Origin of the sequence: Hymenobacter cyanobacteriorum (assembly GCF_022631375.1) — a bacterium.
GTDB classification, from domain to species: Bacteria; Bacteroidota; Bacteroidia; order Cytophagales; family Hymenobacteraceae; genus Hymenobacter; species Hymenobacter cyanobacteriorum.
In genome coordinates this window covers 212,211-235,720 of the sequence record NZ_JALBGC010000002.1, presented here as the reverse complement: position 1 = coordinate 235,720, position 23,510 = coordinate 212,211, and the positions used below count along the sequence as shown (strand labels likewise).

General features: G+C 65.2%; 14 protein-coding genes and 1 tRNA gene. 8 read left to right on the top strand and 7 right to left on the bottom strand.

Annotation, left to right across the window (positions count from 1 at the left end):
- Positions 1-44 precede the first annotated feature (44 nt).
- A complete protein-coding gene (locus MON38_RS06210; protein WP_241935287.1) occupies positions 45-2,360 on the bottom strand; it encodes an alpha amylase C-terminal domain-containing protein in 2,316 nt (771 codons plus the stop codon).
- A 159-nt stretch (positions 2,361-2,519) separates the two neighbouring features.
- On the opposite strand from MON38_RS06210, the gene ggt reads away from it, so the two are divergent.
- Complete coding sequence (ggt, locus tag MON38_RS06205) at positions 2,520-4,271, top strand: gamma-glutamyltransferase (protein ID WP_241935286.1); 1,752 nt, start codon at positions 2,520-2,522, stop codon at positions 4,269-4,271.
- Between the two features lie 129 nt (positions 4,272-4,400).
- Here ggt and MON38_RS06200 read toward each other — a convergent pair whose 3' ends face one another.
- Both MON38_RS06200 and MON38_RS06195 read right to left on the bottom strand, forming a co-directional pair.
- Positions 4,401-4,772: a hypothetical protein gene (locus MON38_RS06200; RefSeq protein WP_241935285.1), complete on the bottom strand. Its 372-nt coding sequence runs from the start codon at positions 4,770-4,772 to the stop codon at positions 4,401-4,403.
- Positions 4,773-4,906: 134 nt separating this feature from the next.
- The gene (locus tag MON38_RS06195; RefSeq protein ID WP_241935284.1) at positions 4,907-6,016 is read right to left on the bottom strand and encodes an NYN domain-containing protein; all 1,110 of its coding nucleotides are present in this window, start codon (positions 6,014-6,016) and stop codon (positions 4,907-4,909) included.
- Positions 6,017-6,229: 213 nt separating this feature from the next.
- Between MON38_RS06195 and MON38_RS06190 the strand changes: the two genes are divergently transcribed.
- Together MON38_RS06190 and MON38_RS06185 are read left to right on the top strand one after the other, a co-directional pair.
- Positions 6,230-9,238, top strand: a complete 3,009-nt coding sequence (locus tag MON38_RS06190) for a TIM-barrel domain-containing protein (RefSeq protein WP_241935283.1) — start codon at positions 6,230-6,232, stop codon at positions 9,236-9,238.
- Positions 9,239-9,315: 77 nt separating this feature from the next.
- The gene (locus MON38_RS06185) at positions 9,316-9,846 is read left to right on the top strand and encodes a GNAT family N-acetyltransferase (protein ID WP_241935282.1); all 531 of its coding nucleotides are present in this window, start codon (positions 9,316-9,318) and stop codon (positions 9,844-9,846) included.
- A 10-nt stretch (positions 9,847-9,856) separates the two neighbouring features.
- Here MON38_RS06185 and MON38_RS06180 read toward each other — a convergent pair whose 3' ends face one another.
- The 3 genes from MON38_RS06180 to dinB all read right to left on the bottom strand — a co-directional run bounded on the left by MON38_RS06180 (position 9,857) and on the right by dinB (position 12,460).
- Positions 9,857-10,510, bottom strand: a complete 654-nt coding sequence (locus MON38_RS06180) for a phosphatase PAP2 family protein (protein ID WP_241935281.1) — start codon at positions 10,508-10,510, stop codon at positions 9,857-9,859.
- A gap of 48 nt (positions 10,511-10,558) precedes the next feature.
- Positions 10,559-11,302 (bottom strand): phosphatase PAP2 family protein, encoded by a 744-nt coding sequence (locus MON38_RS06175; RefSeq protein WP_241935280.1) that lies wholly within the window; start codon positions 11,300-11,302, stop codon positions 10,559-10,561.
- A gap of 78 nt (positions 11,303-11,380) precedes the next feature.
- A complete protein-coding gene (gene dinB, locus MON38_RS06170; RefSeq protein WP_241935279.1) occupies positions 11,381-12,460 on the bottom strand; it encodes a DNA polymerase IV in 1,080 nt (359 codons plus the stop codon).
- 400 nt (positions 12,461-12,860) lie between these two features.
- Here dinB and MON38_RS06165 point away from each other — a divergent pair.
- The 3 genes from MON38_RS06165 to MON38_RS06155 all read left to right on the top strand — a co-directional run bounded on the left by MON38_RS06165 (position 12,861) and on the right by MON38_RS06155 (position 20,125).
- Positions 12,861-12,936, top strand: a tRNA-Asp gene (locus MON38_RS06165).
- Between the two features lie 330 nt (positions 12,937-13,266).
- Entirely contained in the window at positions 13,267-17,349 is a 4,083-nt protein-coding gene (locus MON38_RS06160) for a T9SS type A sorting domain-containing protein (RefSeq protein WP_241935278.1), read from the top strand.
- 124 nt (positions 17,350-17,473) lie between these two features.
- The gene (locus MON38_RS06155) at positions 17,474-20,125 is read left to right on the top strand and encodes an SGNH/GDSL hydrolase family protein (protein WP_241935277.1); all 2,652 of its coding nucleotides are present in this window, start codon (positions 17,474-17,476) and stop codon (positions 20,123-20,125) included.
- A gap of 187 nt (positions 20,126-20,312) precedes the next feature.
- Here the strand turns inward: MON38_RS06155 and MON38_RS06150 are convergent, their stop codons facing one another.
- The gene (locus MON38_RS06150; protein WP_241935276.1) at positions 20,313-21,347 is read right to left on the bottom strand and encodes a LacI family DNA-binding transcriptional regulator; all 1,035 of its coding nucleotides are present in this window, start codon (positions 21,345-21,347) and stop codon (positions 20,313-20,315) included.
- Between the two features lie 211 nt (positions 21,348-21,558).
- On the opposite strand from MON38_RS06150, the gene MON38_RS06145 reads away from it, so the two are divergent.
- A complete protein-coding gene (locus MON38_RS06145) occupies positions 21,559-22,149 on the top strand; it encodes an RNA polymerase sigma-70 factor (protein ID WP_241935275.1) in 591 nt (196 codons plus the stop codon).
- Positions 22,150-22,432: 283 nt separating this feature from the next.
- Positions 22,433-23,467 (top strand): FecR family protein, encoded by a 1,035-nt coding sequence (locus MON38_RS06140; RefSeq protein WP_241935274.1) that lies wholly within the window; start codon positions 22,433-22,435, stop codon positions 23,465-23,467.
- The last annotated feature ends 43 nt before the right edge of the window (positions 23,468-23,510 follow it).

Genomic DNA, 23,510 nt, shown 5'->3' with positions numbered 1-23,510 from the left:
AGTCGTCGCTTCGCTTAGACTGCGGCCAGCGCCCTGCCAGCGCCCTACCCCCGCGCCAGCACCAGCGCCACCCGGCTCGGCAGGTAGAGGCTGAGCTGATGCTCGTACGTCTCGTACTGGTAGTTCTCATCGGGCCGGTCGAAGCCGCCGAAACGGCCGTTGTCGGATGAGAGCACCACGCGGTATTTCCCTTCCTCCGGCACCCAGAATCGGTAGTCGGTCAGGCTCTTTTCGACGTGCAGGTTCACGATGAACACCAGGCCGCCGCGCTCGAAGGCCAGCACCCGGTTTTCCTCGTCGTGCTTGAGCAGGGTGGCCGGGCCGGCCGCCAGCAGGTGCCGGGCTTTGGCCAAATGAATCACGGCCTTGTCGAACTCGCCCAGCTGGTGGAATTTCAGGTCGGGGTTGTCGCCCAGGCTCCACTGGCGGCGGGCGAACTGGTAGCTCCAGCCGTTGCCCTCGCGGGGGAAATCGACCCACTCGGGGTGCCCAAACTCGTTGCCGATGAAGTTGAGGTAGCCCTCGCCGCCGGCCGCCAGCGTGAGCAGCCGGATGATTTTGTGCAGCGCCAGGGCACGGGCCGCGCCGGGGTCGCCGTCCGTGACGTGCATGTGAGCGTAAATTCCGGCATCGAACAGCCAGTGCGCGAGGGTTTTGTCGCCCACCAGGGCCTGGTCGTGGCTTTCGGCGTAGGCAATGGTTTTCTCGCCGGCGCGGCGGTTGCTCAGGGTGTGCCAAAGGTCGCCGAGGGGCCAGTTTTCGTCGGGCGTGTGTTTCAGAAGCTTAATCCAGTAGTCCGGAATGCCCATGGCCAGGCGGTAGTCGAAGCCCACGCCGCCTTCCTTGATGGGCCGGCACAGGCCAGGCAGGCCGCTCATGTCCTCGGCAATCAGGAGGCTGCCCTTCTTGAACTCGTGAGCCAGCGTAGTGGCGAGCTGCAGGTAGAGAATAGCGTCCTCATCGGCGGCCGGGCCGAAGTAGTTGTCGTAGCCCATAAAGGCCACGCCTTCGCCGTGGTGGTGGTAGAGCATACTCGTCACGCCATCGAAGCGGAAGCCGTCGAAATGAAATTCTTCGAGCCAGAAGCGCAGGTTACTGAGCAGGAAGCGCTGCACCTCGGGCCGGCCGTAGTCGAACAGCTTGCTGTCCCAGCCGGGGTGGTTGCCGCGCTCGCCCTTGTGAAAGTAGAGGTTGCCGGAGCCGTCGAAATCGGCCAGGCCCTCGGCCTCGTTTTTCACGGCGTGCGAGTGCACGATGTCGAGCAGCACCGCGATGCCGCGCCGGTGGGCTTCGTTGATGAGGTATTTGAGGTCTTCGGGCGTACCGAAGCGGGAGCTGGCGGCAAACAGGTTGGCCACGTGGTAGCCGAAGGAGCCGTAGTACGGGTGCTCCATCACGGCCATCAGCTGCACGGTGTTGTAGCCGCCGGCCTCGATGCGGGGCAGGATATTTTCGGCAAACTCGCGGTAGGTGCCCACGCGCTCGTCTTCGGTGGCCATGCCCACGTGCGCCTCGTAGATGAGCGGCTCGGCCACGGCGGTGGCAGGCCGGAACTGCTGGTCGGTCCAGGCAAACGGGATTGCGGGCCGCCAGATTTGGCCGGCAAAGTCCTTGGTTTCGTCGTCCTGCACGGCGCGGCGCAGGGTGGCGGGCAGGCGGTCCTTGCCTTGGCCATTGGCCGCCACGTGCACTTTGAAGCGGCTGCCGTGGCTTAGGCGCTGGTCGTATTCGCCATCGGGCAAAAACGCTTCCCACACCCCAAAATCCAGCTTTTGCAGCGGGTTGGCTCCCCGGTCCCAACCGTTAAAATCACCAATCAGCGACAAATAATCGGCGGCCGGAGCCCACTCGCGGTACACCCAGCCGCCGCGCCCGGCATCATGGTACAGGCCCAGCTGCTGGTGAGCCGTGGCGTAGTTCAGCAGCGAGCCGTGGTACTCCTCGATTTCGGCCAGACGGGCTTGCAGCCGGGCCTGGCGGCCGCGCAACACGTCTTCGAAGGGGGCCAGCCAGGGGTCATTTTTCACGAGCGTCAGCGGAGCGGGGCGGCGGGGTTTGGCGGCGGGAGCTGCTTTGGGGGCGGCAGCCGCTTTGGCAGCAGGAGCCGCTTTAGCAGTGGCAGCTTTGGAAGCAGCCTTTTTGGGCGCAGAGGCTTTGGCGGGCGAAGTAGCTTCAGAAGCTGCCGTGGCTTGCGTTGCTTTGGCGGCGGGCGAAGCTTTTGCTTTCGAAGCCGGTTTCGCGGTAGGCGCGGCGGCCGGCTTGGCAGTCGGTTTCGCGGCAGTGTTGGCGGGCGTAGCCGCTGGAACGGCAGTGGCGGCAGGAGCTTGGGCGGCGGGGGCAGCGGGAGTTTTCTTAGCCATGGGAAAGTCGGTTTGGACCAAATGTAAGGAGCCGGCGCGGGCGTGGCGGCCGTTGGCCGGGCGTGCTATCGGTTGCGCCGCCAATAATCCGTATTTTATCGTATTGAGCCCGTTCAAAGGACGCGCTTTGGCGTACTTTGGCGCTCTATTCCCAACCCGATGAAGCACCGTTTACTCGCTATTCCGCTGGCGCTGCTGCTGGCCTGCTCGGCCGAGCGCCCCGTCACCTCTACTTCGCGCGCTTTCGAGGGCTCGCTGGCCTCGCCCCTGCCGCCGGCCGCCGCGCCCAAGCTGGCCCGTTATGCGATGGTGGTTTCGGCTCACCCTGAAGCTTCTAAAATCGGCACCCAGATTTTGCAGCGCGGCGGCAACGCCTACGACGCAGCCGTGGCCGTGCAGTTTGCGCTGGCCGTGGCGCTGCCCGTGGCCGGCAACATCGGCGGCGGCGGCTTCCTGCTCTACCGCGACCGCAACGGCTCGGCCGGCTCGCTCGATTTCCGCGAAACCGCCCCGGCGGGCGCCACCCGCGACATGTACCTCGACAAAGCTGGCAACGTGGTGCCCGACCTGAGCACCGCCGGCCCGCTGGCCGTGGGCACGCCCGGCACGGTGGCCGGTATGGCCGCGCTGCACAAGCAGCTGGGCAAGCTTTCGTGGGCTTCGCTGGTGCAGCCGGCCGTGGCGCTGGCTACGCGCGGCGTGCCCCTCACCGCCAAGGAGGCCGCTGGCCTCAACCGCACCCGCGCCGATTTCCAGAAGTACAACCCCGGCAGCACCCCCGCTTACCTGCGCCCCGGCGGCGGCGAGTGGCAGGCCGGCGACACCCTGCACCTGCCCGAGCTGGCCCGCACCCTGGCCCGCGTGCGCGACCAGGGCCGCGCCGGTTTCTACCAGGGCGAAACTGCCCGCCTGCTGCTGGCCTCTATGCAGCGCGGCGGTGGCCTGGTGCGCCAGGCCGATTTGGATAAGTACCAGCCCAAGTGGCGCGAGCCGCTGCGCGGCCGCTACCGCGACTACGACGTGATTACGATGGCTCCGCCCAGCTCAGGCGGCGTGGCGCTGCTGCAAATGCTGCAAATGCTGGAGCCCGTGGACCTCGCGCAGGCTGGCTACCACACGCCGCTGGCCGTGCACTACATCACCGAAGCCGAGCGCCGCGTATACGCCGACCGCGCCACCTACCTCGGCGACCCCGACTTCGGCTACGTGCCGGTGCAGAAGCTGCTCGATGCCGACTACAACCGCCAGCGCGCGGCCTCGTTCCGCTCGCGGGGCCGGGCCACGGCCAGCGCCGACGTGGCCGCCGGGGCCAAGCTACCCGGCTACGAAAGCTCCGAAACCACGCACTACAGCATCGTCGATGCCCTCGGCAACGCGGTGAGCTGCACGACCACGCTGAATGGCGCCTACGGCAGCAAAGTGGTGGTAGCCGGCGCAGGCTTTCTGCTGAATAATGAGATGGACGACTTTTCGGCCAAAGCCGGCGTGCCGAACGCCTACGGCCTGATAGGCGGCACCGCCAACGCCATCGCGCCCGGCAAGCGCATGCTCAGCAGCATGACGCCCACCATCCTCACCCGCAACGGCAAAGTGGCCCTCGTGACGGGCACGCCCGGCGGCAGCACCATCATTACCAGCGTGCTGCAAAGCATTCTGGGCATTGTCGACTACGGCCTGAACGCCCAGCAGGTCGTGACCGCGCCGCGCCTGCACCACCAGTGGCTGCCCGACCAGATTGAGGTCGAAGCCGGTGCCCTGCTCCCCGCCGCGCAGGACACGCTACGCGCCCACGGCTACCGCCTCAACCCCCACCTGCCCTGGGGCCGCCTCGACCTCATTCACATTCGTCCCGACGGCGTGCTTGAAGGCGGCGCCGACCCACGCGGCGACGATACGGCGATGGGGTATTGAAAAGAGTTAAAAGTTGAGAGTTAATAGTGAAAGCCTGTAATGGCCCTTTTGCTCTGCCTCGGAAGAAGTTTAAAAGTGAAAAGCCCGCCTGAATCGTCAGGCGGGCTTTTCACTTTTAACTTTTAACTCTTAATGCTGCACCGGGGTCTGGCGCGCTACCAGGCGCAGGTTGCCGGCGGCAGTTACCAGCTTCTGGCTCAGCTCGCGGGCTTTGTCGCCCTCGCCGCTGAAGTTGTGGGTGCCAGCGGCGGCCTGGGCCGTCAGCTCGCCGAGGTTCTGGAAGGCCTGGGCCATGCCGGCAGCGTTGTTGTTGTTCACGTGGCCGCGCAGGGTTTCGAGCTCGGCCACGATGGGCCGGGTGGCGGGCTGGTCGATGCTGCGCAGGTGCTGAATCCAGTTTTCGATGTGGTCCTGGCCCTTGCTGGGGTCCACGTTGAAGCCGAGGTTGACGGTATCGAAGAGGAGGCGAATGCTGGTTTCAGCTTCGGAGAAAAAGCTCATGGGATAAACTTAGAAGTGAGATGGAACGGCAATGCGGCCACGAATGAGGCATTCGCCCGGCCGGCTTTCGGCCGCGAAGATACGCAGGCAGGGCCCAGAATACCCACGCTCAAACCCACGGCCGGGCTCGGGTGCTACTCGTCGCCGGGGTGCAGCTCTTGCACATCGGGGTGGCTGTAGTTGACGACGATGACCGAAAACGGGTGTGGCTCGCCCTCGCGCTTTTCGATGCGGATGGTGCCGGCGTCGCGCAGCTTGTTCAGCAGGTCGCGGCGCTCGTAGTCGGGCAGTTCGGGCAGCTCGTCGGTGAGCAGGCGCATGAACGGGCCCAGCCACAGCTCCGTCACACGGCGCTGCTGCTTGGCTTCGAGCTTCTGAAACTCGGCCAGCATGAAAGCCAGCGTGCGGCGCTCGGTATCGGTGGCCAGCCGGCGCGCGGGCGCAAACTCGGTCCCGTCCTCGCCGGCGCGGGGCGACACGAAGGGCCGCGCCGGCGCAATCGGGCGCGGCGCGGTGGCCGAGGGCACGGGCACCACGCGGGGCAGCGGCACGGCGGCCGAAGCGTCAGCAGCGGCAGCTTCGCCCGCCACGCCGGCAGCCTCGGGCGCGGCGGCGCGGACGGCCAGCGCAGCGGCCGAAGTGACGCCGGCCAGGCCCTGCTCGCGCAGGCGGCGGCCTTCCTCCATGATGCGCTGCCGGTCGGTGCGGCGCTTTTCGAGCTGCTCGACGCGGGCCGACGTAAGCAGGTCGCGGGCGTCGATGAACTGGGCGGCCCCGATGTTCTGGAGCAAATCGCCGGACACCGACTCGCGGAAGCCCGCCACCAGCACCTGCCGGGCCTGGCGGCGCAGGTGCTGCAACACGGGAATGTAGTCGCGGTCGCCGGCCACGAGCACGAAGGTGCCGATGTCGGGCCGGGTGTACATCACCTCCAGCGCGTCGATGCAGAGCTGCATGTCGGCGGCGTTTTTGTGGTCGGTGCCCAGCACGTTGCGGGTGCTCACGCCCATCAGGTATAGGGCACCCTGGGGGGCGGTGGCCAGGCGCTCAAAATCGGCGTAGGCGTAGCTGATGAGGCTATCGAGGCCGGTGGCGCTGAGCTTTTCGCGCAGGGTCCGCACAATGTCCAGGCAGATGTCGTTGAGGTCGGGCGGGTCGTGGAAATGGTTTTTGAGAAAGTAATAGACGTTCTCGAAGTCGATGAAAACGGCGGCGTACGGGGAAGCGGGCGACTTTGGGGTCATAATTGGGCAACGCTGGCTTTTTCACCGGAAAGGTGGCGGGCTGCTGCAAAGTAACGGCGGGGTTCCCGGCTTGTTCGCGGGCAAGAGCCGAAGGGCAGCGCCAGCGCGATGCAGCGCGCAGGTTTTAGCGGCGTTTTTCCTGCACTGCAGCGCTTCGCCGCCGGCCTGACAGCCCCGGGCTGTAAATTGCCGCCTCGCACCGATTTGTTGTTGATGAAGGCTTTTTTCCGCGTTTATGTTTCGGGCGGGGCGCTGGCCGCGCTGTCGCTGTTGTTTTCCGGGCCCGCATTTGGCCAACGCGCCGAGGGCGGCCCGCCGGCCACCGACCCGTTTGGGCGGCGCGTGGTGCCGGCCCGGGCAGTGCCGGGCGGGCGGTATGCGGGGCATACGGTTACTGGCATCGCCGACAACTCAAAAAAGTACGTCGGCAGTTTCCTTGATATCAAAGCCACCGATGGCAGCTTGCGCCGCATTCAAACCTGGGCACCCAGTGTAGTTAGAATCAGTTACTTTCCAACGGGACGAATTTCTGCTGCCGACTCTTCAATAAGCGTGGTGCAGCCGCCGCAGCCGGTTCAGTACGAAACGACCTGCAACCACGGCTGTGATGGCCCACCCCCAGCAGAAACCATCAAAAAATATGGTCCTGATGTTTGTGCGGGGCTATCTGCTTCTCCCGATAAGCTGGTTTACAGCATCAATTGTCAAACCATCACCATTGATAAGAAAACGCTGGCCGTAACTGTTGCCGAAAACCAGGTTTCTGCGACAAAACTAGCAACCGAAGCCGCCGCCGCCTTCCGCCGCCAGGCCGCCGCGCCCACTGCCGCCACCCAGCCCGAGCCCGGCGGCGCGGGTGTGCGCTTCCGCCTCGCGCCGGGCGAGCGGCTGTACGGCACCGGCTCGCGCGCGCTGCCGCTCGACCGGCGCGGCTACCGGCTGGAACTGTATAACCAGGCCCACTACGGCTCGCAAAACCACGAGCCCAACCTGAACATCACGCTGCCCACGGTGCTTAGCAGCCGGGGCTACATGCTGTTTTTCGACAACCACGCGGCCGGCTACCTCGACCTGGGCAAGACCGACCCCAACGTGCTCGAATACGGCGGCGAAGGACTCAAGTCCCTCTCCTACTTCGTGATAACGGGCCGCAACCAGGCCGAAATCCTCGACCGCTACACGGCCCTGACGGGCCGGCAGCCGCTGCCGCCGCGCTGGGCGCTGGGCCTGATTCAGAGCCGGTTCGGGTACAAGTCCGAAACCGAGATGCAGCAGGTGGCCAGCCGCATGCGCCGCGAAAACTTCCCGCTCGATGCGCTGGTGCTGGATTTGTACTGGTTTGGCGGCACCAAAAAGCAAGGCGACTTCACCTGGGAGCCCACCGGTTTCCCCGACCCGGCCGGCATGATGGGCCGCCTGAAGCAGCAGGGCGTGAAAACCATCCTGATTTCGGAGCCCTACGTGATGCGCACCTCGCGCAACGACAGCCTCGTGCGCACGCAGGGGCTGGTGGGCACCGACGCGGCGGGCCGGCCGTTCACGGTGGGCTCGTTCTGGGCCGGGCCGGCGAGCATCCTGGATGTGTTCAAGCCCGCGGCCCGCAACTGGCTGTGGGATAATTACCGCCGCCTGCACAACCAGGGCGTGGCCGGCTGGTGGTCCGACCTCGGCGAGCCCGAAAACCACCCCGCCGCCATGCAGCACGCCTGGGGCCCCACGCGGGCCGTGCACAACGCCTACGGACAGGTGTGGGCCGGCATTTTCCGCGACAACTACGCCCGCGAATTCCCCGAAGAACGGGTGTTCAACCTGGCCCGTTCGGGCTGGGCAGGCCTGCAGCGCAACGGCGTGTTTCCGTGGTCGGGCGACATCAACCGCTCGTGGAGCGGCTTCCAGGCCCAGGTGCCGGTGATGCTGGGCATGGGCCAGGGGGGGGTGGGCTACATGCACTCCGACGCCGGCGGCTTCTGCGTGGGCGGCATCGACCCCGAGCTCTACACCCGCTGGCTGCAAATGGCCAGCCTCTGCCCCATTTTGCGCCCCCACGGCGAAGGCGTGCCCCCGGAGCCCTACTTCTACCCCGAGCCCTACAAAAGCGCAGTGCGCGAGGCCGTGCACCTGCGCTACCAGTTGCTGCCTTATCTATACACACTGGCCTGGCAAAACACGACCACGGGCGCGCCGCTGGTGCGGACGATGGATTATGAAGAGAGTTATGAGTTGAGAGTTAAAAGTGAAGAGTTAAAAAGAACAGTCTATTCGGAATCTGCCATTTCGCTTTTAACTCCTAACTCTTCACTTTTAACTCTTAACTCCAACGACCAATACCTCCTCGGCCCCAACTTGCTGGTGGCACCGGTGCTGCACCCGAGCCAGCGGCAGCGCAACGTGGCGCTGCCCGCCGGCAACTGGATTGATTTCTACTCCAACCAGACCTACACGGGTGGTCAAACGGTTTCAGTGCCCGCGCCGCTGGCCCACACGCCGCTGCTGGTGCGCGCCGGAGCCCTGGTGCCGATGACGGCCTACCGGCCCAGCACCGACCAGTTTCGGGCCGATACGCTGCTGCTGCGCTACTACCCCGACGCCGGTACGCCCAATTCGAGCTTCACGCTGTATGAGGACGACGGGCACTCGGCCCGGGCGCTGGCGGAAAACGAGTTTGCCACGCTCCGGATGCAGGGCACTTACGCCAACGGCCAAAGCACGCTACGCCTGCTCAGTACCGGCAACTACCCGGGCATGCCGGCCTTCCGGCTGGTGCGGCTGCTGGTGCAGCGGGTAGCGGCCGCGCCCACTGGCCTGCAGCTCGATGAGCAGCCCATTCCCGCCGAAGGCTACGCGTATAACCCGACGACGCACGAGCTGGAAATTCACTTTTTGATGCGCACCGACGCGGCCGTGCGCATCAGCGGCCTGCAACTGCTCGATGCGCGGGCCGTGCTGACTACGCCCGAAACGCTGACGCTGGAAGCGCCCGACCAGCGCAGCTTCGGCCCGCGCGGCACTACGTTGCGCTACACGCGGCACGCGGCCGGCGCGGCCGAGTTGCGCATCCGCAACGCGCAGGGGCAGGTGGTGCGCACGCTGCCGCTGGAGGCGGCCGCCGGCCCCCACGCCCTGCCCTGGGATGCCCGCGACGCCGCCCGCCAGCCGCTGCTGCCCGGCGTTTATTTTGCCGAAACCCAGGGCCAGCACCAGCGGCTGATTCTGACGCGGTAACTTTGCAGCACCTGGCGGCTCCGGCTGCCGGTGCATCATTCGTATCCGGCACCGGCGGCAGCTGGTGCTGCCCTTCTATGCAACCCTTCGATTCCGCCCGCCTGCACTTTCGCCCGCTGACTGCCGAGGATACGGCCGGCATGTTCGAGCTCGACTCCGACCCGGCCGTGCACCGCTACCTGGGCGGCATTGGTGGGCAGATGGTGAGCGAGCCGGCCCAGAGCGCGGCCCTTATCGAATTCATTCAGCAGCAGTACGCCGAAAATGGCATTGGGCGCTGGGCCGTGATTCTGCGCGAAACTGGCGAGTTCATGGGCTGGGCCGGGCTGAAGCTGGTAGCCGGGCCTCTCAACGGCGAAACCAATTTTTACGACCTCGGCTACCGCTTCATTCCGCGTTTCTGGAGCCAGGGCTACGGCTTCGAGGCCGCCCGCGCCTGGCTCGACTACGGGTTTGAGACGCTGCGCCTGCCCCGCATCTGCGCCTACGCCGACTGGCACAACACGGCCTCGCGCCGCATTCTGGCCAAAATCGGCATGCGCCAGGGGCCCACGTTTCTGGTGGAGGGCGTGCCCTGCATCTGGTACGAGGCCGACGCGCCAGCCTAGCGCGGCATTGTTATCTGAGCCTGGCCTCACGCGGTAATTTGCGCCCGGCTGCCAACTGCACCGCTGCTACCCATGCCGCCGCCGCCGCCCAGCCCGCCAGTACATCCGACGGATTATGCACGCCCAGGTACAGGCGCGCCCAGCCCACGGCCAGCGAAAACAGCACGGCCAGCAGCCCTACCCACCGGTATCCACGGCGGCCCCACACCAGAAACACCAGCGCTGTGGCAATGGCCGCTGTGTCCATGGCGTGCCCGCTCGGGAAGCTGAGCGTGTGCTCGGGCCGGATGCTGGCCCACAGTGCCGGCCGGGGCCGCGCTACCAGCGGCTTGATGAGTTGCGTGAGGACCATCGACCCGCCTACCGACGCGAACCACACCCACGCCGCCCGCCTCTGCCGCCGCGCCAGCAGCCCCAGCCACACCAGCACGCCGAGGCCCACCATCGGCCCGGTATTGCCCACGATGGTCAGCAAAATGGCTAGCTTATCGAGCGCAGGCATGGCGTGGCGGTGCCAGAAATTCAGTACGGGCGCATCCCAGGGCAAGCCGCCGGAGAACAGCACCCCAGCCAGCAGCCAGCCGAAAACTGCGCCCGCCAGCAGCAAAAGCAGTCCCAGCAACTTCGGCGAGGGCTCGGAAACAGGACGCAGGGGATTAGTCATAGCAACGGCAGCCAAACGGAAAACCCGGGCAAGTAACGGCGCCGGCCGCTAGGCCGGGGTGTGGGCAGGCGCGTGCGGCGGCGCCACCACCGTGGGCAGCCGCCGGTGCAGGGCCTCGCGCCAGAGCTGCCGCAGCTGATGAAACTCGGGCGAAAACAGCACGTGCAGCCCCGCCACCCAGCCCACCGAGCCCGTCCAGCCGGCCAGCACGTCGGAGGGGTAGTGCACGCCCAGGTACATGCGGCTCCAGCCCACGCCCAGCGCAAACAGCGGCCCCAGCCCCCACGCCAGCCAGCGCCCCTGGTGCCGCCACAGCAGAAAGCCCAGCGCCGTGGCCACCGCTGCCGCGCCCATGGCGTGCCCGCTCGGGAAGCTGTAGTAGAAAGCAGGTTTCAGGCTGAGCCACAGCGCAGGCCGGGGCCGGGCAAATACGACTTTCACCAGCAGGTTCAGCAGCATGGCCCCGCCTACCGACAGGCCAAAAAACCAGGCCTGCTGGCGCGTTCCCCAAGCGGCCAGTCCCAGGGCAAGTAGCACCGCCAGCACGCCCATCGGCAGCGGGTCGCCGGCGGCGGTGAGGGCCAGCGCCAGCTTATCGAGGCCCGGTGTAGCGTGAGCGTGCAGAAACTCCAGAATCCGCTTGTCGCCGATAAAGCCGCCGGACTCCCAGATGTCCTCGGCCACGTTCACGAACACCACCCACGGCAATACCAGGCCAGCCAGCAGGGCCAGCAGCAGCATTTTATGCACCCGCAGGGTGTAGCGCAGGCGCTGCCAGAAAGAAACGAGCATCGAATAGTAGCGAAAAGTGGCGGATGACCATACGGACTTCCCGCAAAAAAGACGCGCCGCCGCTCGGTCTGCCAGCGCCTACAGCGCCAGTTTCAGCTGCTGTCCGGCTGCTTCCTGGCCCGCCTCCAGGTTCGAGAGCGTGAGGCCCAGCAGGCGCACGCCTTTGGGCAGCGGCAGCAGGCCCTCCACCAGTTCGCGGGCGAGGCGGGCCAGCGTGGCGGCATCGGGCACGGGCCCCGCGCCGCTGCGGCTGCGCGTGATTTGCTGAAAATCGGCAAACTTGACTTTGAGCGTGACCGTGCGGCCGCGCGCGCCGGTGCGCTCGCAGTAGGCCCACACGTCGGCCAGCAGCGGCGGCAGTGCCGCCAGCAGGTCGGGCAACTCGTGCAGGTCGTGGGCAAAGGTGTTTTCCGAGCCCACCGACTTGCGCACGCGGTCGGGCACCACGGGACGGTGGTCCTCGGCGTGGGCAATGGCGTGGTAGTAGCGCCCGGCCTTGCCAAAGTGCCGGGTGAGCAGTTCCACCGGCTGGGCCCGCAAATCGGCCCCGGTGAACACGCCCAGCTGGTTCAGCCGCGCCGCCGTCACGGGCCCGATGCCGTGGAACTGGCCCACCGCCAGCCCGGCCACAAAGTCGAGCCCCTGCCCCGGCCGTACCACAAACTGCCCGTTGGGCTTGCGGTAGTCGGAAGCCAGCTTGGCCAGAAACTTATTGTAGGAAATGCCCGCCGAGGCCGTGAGGCCCGTTTCAATCAGAATTTTCGCCCGGATTTCGCGCGCAATCTGGGTGGCCGAGGCAATGCCCGCCAGATTTTCGGTTACGTCGAGGTAGGCCTCATCGAGCGAGAGCGGCTCGATGAGCGGCGTGTACTCGGCGAAAATGGCGTGAATTTGCCGCGACACTTCCTTGTACACGGCAAAGCGCGGCGGCACAAACACCAGCTCAGGGCACTTGCGCAGCGCCGTGGCCGAGGGCATGGCGCTGCGCACCCCAAATTGCCGCGCCTCGTAGCTGGCCGCCGCCACCACGCCGCGCTCGCGGGCCCCGCCCACCGCCACCGGCCGGCCCCGCAGCTCCGGCGCGTCGCGCTGCTCCACCGAGGCGTAGAACGCGTCCATGTCGAGGTGGATAATCTTGCGAAGAGTAGCGGGATTCACAGGTTAGAACAGGCCCCAGGCCGGTCCGCAAAGATACCCGCTCCACCCTACCCTGTTACTACCCAAACGCCTGTTAGCGCTAACCTTTGCGCATCTATCTCCCTGACATTCACTGCCGAGCAATTGTTACTGCTGCCGTGCTTTTTTTGGGCTCAACGGCAGGCCGGGTTTTGTTTCCGCATCTTTTGAGCCCTAACTTGGCTCTTTCTTCAGACGGATAGAATTGAGGCAGACGGGATATCAGAATCTGTGATTCCAGCCAGCAGAGCGGGTTTTTGAACTTACAACCGGGCTACCAGATGCCCAAATTGTGTACATTACGCAAATGCTAACACAAAAATAATCTTATTAAATATTTGCTTATTGCCAAATAATTTACTAAGTTTGAATTACCAAACCTTGTGGGGTGGCGGAACTGGCAGACGCGCTAGCCTATCTCGCTAGTACAATTAGAGGTTCGAGTCCTCTCTCTACAGCAAAGTCCCGGTCGTGCAAACGGCCGGGGCTTTTTGCGTTTTCAGGGTTCGGTCTGGAGGAAACTGATTCTGCTGGAGCAACGGTAGCAGAAGCAGGCCCGCGGAGTCAATGAATGGCGTGCGGAGTGGCCGCGCCTCAAATTCTTTGTCGGTGAAGTAATGAGGCACTTTGCGGGATTTTTTTGGCCGGGCCAATAGGGGTATTGCGGGAGTTGGGTGTACTACCCCAAACGATTGCGACTCGCGGCTGCAATCGTTTGGTATCTGCCCTGCGGGGTAGGTCGCCGCCCTTACTTCATTCCATACCCTCATCACCTCCCGAGAATTCCTATGCCCGACTTCGACTCTGTATCAAGTCTTCGCGCCAACCAAGACAACACCCGTCGGCGCGGCCTGCTGACGGCCGCGCTGCTGGCCCTGGCCACCACCGCCGGCTGGGCCCAGACGCTCAGCGGTACCTACTACGTGGGCACCACCACCTCACCCGACCCCGCCCGCACATACGCCGACCTGCCAGCGGCCATGACGGCCCTGGGCAACGGCGTGACAGCCAACAACAGCGTGACTTTTCAGTTGCTCGATGCCACGTATAACCTGGGCGCGACTTCGCTAGTGGTGCCCGCTCCCACGCTTAGCGCGGGGCAGGGCGTGAGCATTGTGCCGGCCGCCGGCGTGAGCTCGGTGATTTCGGGCAGCAGCACCACGGCGCTGATTGATTTGAACGGCACCGATTACCTGACCATCAGCGGGTACGATGGCAGCACCAGTGCCCGCACCCTCACGCTACGCAATACCGCCGCCGGCCCCGCCGTGCTGCTGCGTAATGATGCCACTTACAATACCTTGCGCAACCTGACTATCGAAAGCGCGAATACCGGCACCAGCAGCGGCACCGTGTTTTTCAGTGGCACAACCGGCACGACGGGCAACGACTTCAACACCATTGCCAGCTGCGACGTGCGGCCGGCCAACAACAGCACGACCTTGCTGCCGGCCAACGGCATTTACTCGTCGGGCGCGGCCGGGGCCACCAACAGCGACAACACCGTGCGGAGCTGCGCCATCTACAACTTCACGGCGGCGGGCCTGAATGTGACAACCAACAGCGGCGACAACTGGCTGATAGGCGGCACCATGGCTGCCGATGGCAACTCCGTGTACGAAACCGTGAGCCGCAGTGGCGACCTGCGCTTTGTGCGCCTCAGCAGCGGCAACAACCATGTTATCAGCAACAACCAGCTATATTATGCCAGCGGCACGCTGAGCGCGGCGTTCTACGGTGTGGTGCTGGTGGGCGGAGCCGGGCACACGGTGAGCAACAACGCCATTGGCGGCTCGCAGGCGGGCGCAGGCGGCGCGGCCTTCACTATCGGAGCCGGGACCAGCTATGAGTACCCGATTTACCTGGATTTGAGCACCACGGCCGGGGCCGCCGCCACCAGTGTGCAGGGCAACGTGATTCGCAATTTCGCCTCGGCTGCGACCGGCATCATGTACGGGATTCATGCCCGCAACGGCACGGCGGGCATCGTGACGATGCAATCGAACACCATTGGCGGCACTGGCAGCGGGCAGGGCATTTCGCACGCCGGCAACTTCTACGGCATCGACCTGGGCAACGCGGTGGGCGCGACCGTGCAGGGCAACACCGTGGCGGGCATCACGACCACCGTAGCCAATGGCACGACGGGAGCGCTGACCGGCACGCTGGCCGGCGTGAACGTGAGCAGCAGCTCGGCCTGCACCATCAGCGGCAACACGTTCAGCAGCCTCAGCGGTGCCATTACCAACACCATTGCCAGCACCACGGTTAGCACAGCCAATGCTTCGCCGGTGGCCGGCGTGTACGTGAACGGCAGCGGCGCGGCCACCGTCAGCGGCAACACGATGACCGCGCTGACCAGCAACTCGACGTTTGCGACGGGGGGCACGGCGTCCAACATTCCGCTGGCCGGCGTGTGGCTGAGCGGAGGCGGGAATCTGTCCGTTGCGAACAATACCATTGGCACGCTGTCGGCCCCGGGAGGCGGCGCGCCCGTGTTCGGCATCTACGTGAGCGGTTCCAGCGGTGGAACCATCAGCGGCAACCAGCTGAGCGGCCTGAGCAGCAACCTGGCCACGGCGGCCCAGCTAGTGGGCATCAACTCAACCGGCAGCGGCGTGGTGGTTATCAGCGGCAACACGCTGAACAACCTGAGCCAGAGCGGCCTGACGAATAACCTCTATGGCATTCAGGCCAATACCGTGACCGGCTCGAACGTGACCGGCAATACGGTAACCAACCTCACCTATTCGGGCACTTCGACGGGGAAGACGATATATGGCATTTCGGCTGGCGGCAGCAACACCATCAGCAACAACACGGTTAGCAACGTGCGCATAACGGTGGGCGGCAACAACAACCTGCGCGGCATGTTCGTGGGCTATAGCGACAACGCCACGCCTACCGTGACGGGCAACACGGTGACTACGGTGCAGAGCGCCGCCACCGGCAGCTTCAACACCCACGGCATTTTTGTGGCCTCAACCGGCACCACTGGCATTCTGGGCATTACCACCATCAGCGGCAACAGCATCAGCGACGTGGGCACCACTAGCACGGCCACCAGCAACACCGCCGTGGTGAGCGGCCTGCTGTGCGGGGCGGCGGCCAGCGGCTCGGTCACGGAGCGCAACCGCGTGTGGAACATCTACGGCAGCAGCGCCGGCACGGGAGCCAACGCCGACCAGGTGCGCGGCCTGGCCGTGCAGGGCACGTATTCGGGCACCTTCGCCAACAACCAGGTTAGCCTGGCACCGGGCGTGGCCACGCAGCTGTCCTTCGGCATTCAGGATTTGTCGAGCGGCGGCAGCAACAGCTACTACTACAACTCGGTGTACCTGGCCCCGGCTGGCGCGGCAGCGGCTACCAGCTACGGCTTCTGGCGCAGCGCCACGGCCACGCCGGCCACGGTGCAGTTGCGCAACAACCTGCTGTTCAACGGCCGCACAGCGGCCAGCGGAACTGCGGCCTACGCCATCGGCACGGCCAGCACCACGGGCTGGAGCGCCACGGCTTCGGACTACAACCTGCTGATTTCGCCCAGCGCCACGGCCGTGGGCAACTGGGGCGGGGTGGCACTGAGCTTCGCCGGCTGGAAAGCGGCCCAGCCTGCCGGCTCGGGCGGCGACGCCAGCAGCCTGAGCACCACCAGCGCCACGGTAGCGGCCGCGAACCTGTTTACCGACCTCGTCACGGGCAACCTCGATATCAACCCCGCCAACCCCGAAGCCTGGTACGCCAACGGTACCGGCGTGCAGGTGGCTGGCCAGACGGGCGACTTCGGCAGTGCCACCACCGGCCGCTCGACAACCGTAGCAGCGGGCGGTACGGACATTGGTTCGGATGAATTCACGCCGACCTCGACGCCGCCGGCCCTCACGGCTTCGGCGGCCCCGGCGCTGGGCGGCACGCAGACGTTTTCGCTGGGCGGCCGCACGCTGGCCAGCCTAACCTACGGCAGCACCGGCACCGTGCCCAGCCTCGTAACGGCCCGCTACTACTCGGGCACCAACCCGCCCGCGCCCTACGTGGCCAACGCCCGCTTTGCCAACGCCTACTTCGTTTTCACCGATGCGAACGGCGACGGCAATGGCTACACCTACCAGGCCACGCTCGGCTACGACCCGGCCCTGCTCGGCACCATTGCCAGCGAAACCGCCCAGCGCATCAGCCAGCGCGTGGCCGACAACAGCGGCTACCAGACGTTCAGCAACACGACCGTGGACCAGACGGCGCGCACCGCGAGCAGCCCCGGCCCGTTCACCCGCCTCGGTTTGCTGACCACCAGCGACGCCGCCGCGCCCCTGCCCGTAACGCTAAGCAGCTTCGCGGCCGTGCGCCGGGGGGCCGATGTGGAGCTGGATTGGGTGACGGCCAGCGAGCGCAACAGCGCCGGGTATGAAGTGCAGGTGTCGGCCGATGGCCAGGCTTTCCGCAAGCTGGCGTTTGTGGCCTCGGGCCTGGCGAATAGCAACAGCCCGCAGTTCTACCAGTATTTCGATACGGAAGCCGGCAAAACCGGCGTTCGCTACTACCGCCTGCGCCAGCTCGACCTCGACGGTTCGGCTTCGTTCTCGCCAGTGCAGGCGGTGAGCTTCGGCACAAACGCTGCCGCTCCGAAGCTGTCCGCTTTCCCCAGCCCCTTCACCGCCGGCCTGACGGTGGACGTGGCCGGCCCGGCCCTCGGCGGCACCGCGCCGCTGACCATCAGCGACGCGCTGGGCCGCGTGGTGTACTCGGAATCCGTGACGCTGGCTGCCGGCACCACCCGCCTGGAGCTGACGCGCCTGGCCGCGCTGCCCGCCGGCGTGTACCTGCTGCGCGTGGCGCTGCCAGGCCAGGTGCAGCAGCTGAAAATCGTGAAAAACTAGTTGTCAGTTGCTCGTTGTCAGTTGCCAGATTCACTTATCAGATTCTACAGCTGACAACGAGCAACGATAACCAACTGCTAACAACTGACAACGAGCAACCAACAACTAAATCCTATCAATTCGTATGAAAAAACCACTAATCCTTCTGGCCCTTAGTGTGCTGGCCCTGGGCTCGGCGCAGGCCCAGACGACGGTGCCGGTGCGCTCGCTGCTGGCCGACTTCGGCCCCAACGACGTGACCAACGGCAACATCACGCCCAGCCCCGACGCCAACGGCAACTACTGGAACAACATTCTGAACAACACCGGCGTGGCCGACACTTTCCGGCTGGTCGATAAGGCCAATGCGGCCACCGGCATCAAGCTGAAAATCGGGGCCAACTTCCTCACCAACGGCATCACCACGGGCGGCCTGCTGACTCCGAGCGCGGCGCTGCTAGGCGAATACGCCATTGCCACGGCCACGCAGGACTACTTCTTTTTGCAGGGCACCGGCACCACCAGCGTGGGCACCATGCGCTTCAACGGCCTCGACCCCAGCAAGCGCTACGTATTCCACCTGTTCGGCAGCCGCGTGTCCACGGCCGAAACGCGGGTGACGCAGTACAAGCTCACGGGCAGCAACCAGAACACCGTGAGCCTGACCACCACCGGCACCGGCGTGGGCGCCAACGGCTACGCCGGCAACAACAACACCCTCGCCCATTCCGATACGCTGACGGCCGATGCCACCGGCGCCATTACGCTGGAAGTGAGCAAAACCACCGGCATGTACGCCTACCTCAACCTGCTGCGCATGGACATTGTGCCGGGCCGTGGCAACGTGCCGGTCGTGAACTACAGCTTCCAGAACCCCGGCTTCGAACTGGGCAATCTGAATTTCTGGACCACGGTTTCACGCGGCACCGGCGCGGCGGCCAGCGTGAGCACCGCTACCAAACACGCGGGCACCTACGCGGCCCAGCTCACGGGCGGCAGCCTGGGGCTGGAGCAGCAAATCAGCTACCGCGCCACCACGGGCGTGAATTCCTACAAGCTGAGCGGCTACTTCTACAACCCCTCAGCCGGCGCGCTCAGCGGCAGCCAGTCGGCGCACCTGGAATTGCTTTATTATAACAGCAGCATGGCGCTGCTGGGCCGGTTCAAGTCCGACTCGCTGGTGGCCGCTTCGGCTACCAATACCTGGACGCGGCTGGAAGCCGTGGGCACCATTCCCACGGGTACGGCTTTCGTGAAAGCAGCTGCTGTGTGGCGCAACGCGGCCGGTACCGCTACTGGCTCGGTGTATTTCGATGATTTGCAGCTCCAGACCTACTACCCGCAGAATCCGAACAAAATCGCCTTCATCGGTTCGTCGGTGATTACCGGCGTGGGCGCCACCAACAACCGCGGCTACTCCACGCTCTACTCGGAGCTGCTGACGCGCCGCGCCACCGCCGGCACCGGCGGGCCCTGGGTGACGACCAACCTGGGCGTGCCCGGCAACAACACCATCGATGTGCTCAACCGCTTTGAAAACGACGTGCTGCCCACCGGCAGCAAGTTCGTGATGGTGGGGCTGGTGCTCGGCAACGAAGGCATCATCACCGGCGGGCAGGCCACGTTCGACCAGTTCCGCACCAACATGCAGCGCATCATCAACCTGGCCCGGGCCGATGGCCTGATTCCGGTGGTGAACCTGGGCTACGGCCGCAACGACTACGCCGCCACCCAGTACACCTTCGTGCGCCAGATGAACCTGCTCATCCACGGCTGGAACGTGCCCAGCGTGAACCTGCTGGGCGGCGTCGACGACGGCAACGGCCGCTACGCTACCGGCTACTGGTGGGATGCCCTGCACCCCAACGACCTCGGCCATCCCGAGATGCTCTACACCATCGTGCCCTCGCTTTTCGATGCCCTCAATGCCAATAAGCCCCTGCCCCGCCGCAAGGTGAGCAACGGCATCACCCTCACCAAAGCCAACGGCGCGGCCACCAACATCATCCGGATGGTGCCCGAGGAGCTGGTGCATCCCTTCACCCAGGCCATCCGCTTCAAGACTTCGGGCGCGGGCCGGCTCGTGGAAATCCGCGACAGTGCGGGCATCGCGGCCGGTACGCTCAGCGTGGGCAGCAACGGCGTGGTAACGTACCAGTCGGCCAAGGGCCAGAGCATTGTGGGCTCGGTGCCCGTTGCGAATAACCGCTGGCACAAGCTGGTGCTCACGCACTACTACGCCCGCGGCGCCACCATGCTTTATGTAGATAGCGTACGCGAGGGCACCGTGCAGGAGCGCCTGCGCCCCACCCGCTTCGACCTCGGCGGGGCCGCCGCCCCCACCCGCGTGCAGTTCCGCGACTGGATGTTCTTCCGCGCCGGCATGAACCAGGACGAAATCCTGGCCATGGCCGCCGACTCGCTCCTGAAAGGCAGCCTCGAAATCTACGCGCCCCTCGACGGCCGCCGCGTGGCAACCACCGACTCGCTCGCCAACCTGGCCCAGAGCACCAACACCCTGGCTCGCGTGAGCGGCCCGCTGGCGGTGCGCGAAAGCGCCTTCGCAGCCCAAATCAGCCTCTACCCCAACCCCACGGCCGGCCTCGTCAGCCTCGCCGGCCCGGTGGCGCTTGAAGGCACGCCGGTCACGGTGTTCGACGTGCTGGGCAAGGCCGTGCTCACCACCCGCCTGCGCGGCAGTCAGCTCGATTTGCGCGCGCTGGCCCCCGGCGTGTATTCAGTCGTACTCGACACCCGCGACGGGCAGGTGCACAAGCGCCTGGTGCGGCAGGAGTAGCGGACGGTCATGCTAATTAACTGTCATGCAGAGCGCAGCGAAGCATCTTTACCGCTCAACGCAATTAATTGCTCTCTAGGTAAAGATGCTTCGCTGCGCTCTGCATGACGTTCTTCCTATCCATTTTAAGCGTACAAAAAAGAGCGGCGGCCCACTTGGGCCGCCGCTCTTTTTTTAACCTTTCCGCCTACCGCCGCTGCGACGACTCCCGCACAATCAGCCGGGGCTTGAGGATGACGTTGCGGGGCTGGGCGAGGCGGTCGGGGTTGGGGTTGAGAATTTTCTGGAGCAGGCGCACGGCCGAGATGCCCATCGTCTCGCAGCCCTGGTCGACCGACGTGAGGTTGGGCTCGGTGAGGGTGGCGAAGGCCTCGTTGCTGAAGCCGGCCACGGCCACGTCGTGCGGCACGCGCAGGCCGTGGGCTTTGATAACCTGCATGGCGCCGGCCGCCGTCAGGTCGTTGGAGCCGAATACGGCATCGGGCCGCTGGGGCAGCTTCAGCATTTCGGCAATGGCCTGGGCACCGCCCTGCTGGCTCATTTCGCACTGCGCGATGTATTCTTCGTTTATAGCGATGCCGTGCGCAGTGAGGGCGTCGCGGTAGCCCTGGTGGCGGTTGCGGTGGATGTTGAGCTGGCGCGGGCCGGTAAGGTGAGCAATGCGCGTGCAGCCCTGCTCGATGAGGTGCGACACCACCTGGTAGGCACCCTGGTAGTCATCCAGAATCACGGCGCTCACGTTGTCGCCTTTGAAATTATCGAGCACGCGGTCGAAAAACACCAGCGGCACGTTGTGCTGCCGGGCCAGCTCGAAGTGGCTGAAATCGGTGGTCGTATTGGCCAGCGACACCAGAATGCCTTCGACCTGCGAGTTCATCAGCAGCTCAATGTTTTTCTTTTCCTGCGCGGCGTTTTCGTTCGATTGAAAAATCATCACGCTGAAGCCCGACTTGCTGGCCTCGGCGGCAATGCCGTCGAGCACCTGCGGAAAAAAGTGGCCGGTGATGTGCGGCACCAGCACGCCAATGGTGTGCGTGCGGCCCCGGCGCAGCGAGGCGGCCAACTGGTTGGGCTGGTAGTGCAGCTCGGCGGCCAGCTGGCGCACGCGCAGCTTGGTGGCCTCGCTCACGTCCTTGTGGTCGGCCAGCGCGCGCGACACGGTGGAGGGCGAAAGCTGAAGTGCCGTGGCCAAATCGGTCAGGGAAGCCCGGCGGGTTTGCATCTTGCAGAAAATTAACGTGAAAAAAGTCCGGCTACTACCGCTTAGGTAACGACTCACTGCTCCATTTCCGGCCCAGCTTCCGGCATTGGCCCATTGTGCCGCGAGTGCGCAATGGCCATTTCGGGCTAAGTTAGTAGCCAGAGAACTATCCTGACCGGATTTTGCTTGTTTCCCAATTGTTAATTTTCAAATCGAATCACCCCCGCGCGAATTGGAAATAGCCCGCGACTTTTCGGAACCGGACCTGCTGCGCCGCCTCAACGAAGGCGACGAACGGGCCTTTGATGCCCTGTTCCGGCACTACAGCGCGCTGGTGTACCGGTTTGCCTACGGCTACCTCAAGGCCCGAACCGACGCCGAGGAGATTGTGCAGGAGTGCTTTCTGAAAATCTGGGAGAAGCGCGAGCAGCTGCGGCCCGACGTGCCGCTGAAAGCCTACCTCTTCACCACGGCGCATAATGCCATCCTCAACCAGCTGCGGCGGCAGCAGCAGCGCCAGCGTTTCCAGACGTATTCGGCGGGCCTAGCCCCCGCGCAGGTGGGCAACGGGGCCGAGTTCAGCGAGCTGGAATCGCTGTATCAGGCGGCGCTGGAGCAGCTGCCGCCCAAGCGCCGCGAGATTTTTATGCTCAGCCGGCAGCAGGGCCTCTCCTACCCCGAAATCGCCCAGCAGCTCAACCTGTCGGTGAAAACCGTGGAGGCCCAGATGACCCACGCGCTGAAATTTCTGCGCGGCTACTTCCAGGCCCACGGCGAGAGCATTGTGGCGCTGGCGCTGTGGCTGGCCCTGATGAATTCCTGAACGGTGTAGGGGCGGGACTTGCCCCTGCCCGAGCGTTGAGCGGAAACATTGAAACGGTGCGAGCGTCCGGGCGGGGGCAAGCCCCGCCCCTACCTTCCCAAAACTTCCTCAAAAAAACTTTCGCAGCCAGTAAGGGTACCTGGCGCTAGCGGTGTATTACTGCAAACGATTGGGGAATTGTGCCCCAATCGTTTGCTATCCGCCACTCCGCGCGCAGCCTTTCACCCTGAAATACTGGCTCTTACCCCGGTCATTTCTTTTTCATCGATTTCCCCGGCCTCGCATGCCTCCAGTTATTACCGAAGAACTTTTCCAACGCTACCTCGCCGGCCAGGCTACGCCGGCCGAGGCCGAAGCCGTGGCGGCCTGGCTGGCCGAGCCCGCCAACCAGCAGCTGGCCCAGCCCTGGATGCACCAGCACTGGGAAGCCCTGGCCGCCGCCCCTACCCGCGTGCCCCTGGCCGCCGAAGAGCCCGACTACGATGCCCTGCTGAACTCGCTGCACCTGAAGCTGGGCTTCGGCGAGCCGGCCCCGGTGGCCGCGCCGGTGTGGCGGCGCTGGGCGGCGGCGGCCGCACTGGCGGGCACGGCCGCCGTGGGCGGCTGGCTGCTCACGCAGCGCACCCCGGCCGCGCAGGAAGTGGCCACGGCCTACGGCGAAGTGCACACCATCAAGCTGCCCGACGGTTCGGAGGCGACGCTGAACGGCCACTCCACGCTGCGCTACGCGGCGGGCTGGGTGGCCAGCAAGCCCCGCGAGGTGTGGCTCGACGGCGAAGGCTACTTTTCGGTGAAGCACCAGCCCAACAACCAGCGCTTTGTGGTGCACACCCGGGCCGGTTTTGCGGTGGAAGTACTGGGCACCAAGTTCACCGTGTACCGCCGGCGCGACCAGGCGCGGGTGGTGCTGCTATCGGGCAAGGTGCGGGTTGATTTCGACGACCAGCAGCGGCCCGACGTGATTCTGAAGCCCGGTGAGCTGCTCGAAACCCGCGATGCCCAGCCCCAGGCCCCCGTGCACAAGGCCGTGCGCACCGCCCCCTACGCCGCCTGGAAAGACGCCAAGCTGGTGCTCGAAGAAACCAGCATTGCCGAGCTGGCCACCCGCCTGCAGGACACTTATGGCGTGGAAGTGGTGGTGAACAGCCCCGCCCTGGCCGAGCGCCGCATGACCGGCACCGTGCCCGTGAGCGACCTCGAAGTGCTGCTCCAGGCCCTGCAGGAAACCTTCCATTTGAAAGCCACCCGCGAGGCGGGCCGCATCGTGCTATCGGAGCTGCCCGGCCCGGCGCACCCGGCCCCGGCCCGCGCCAACTAAACCGCAAATTCCCACTGCCCCGCTCCCACCAGCGGGCCAAAAA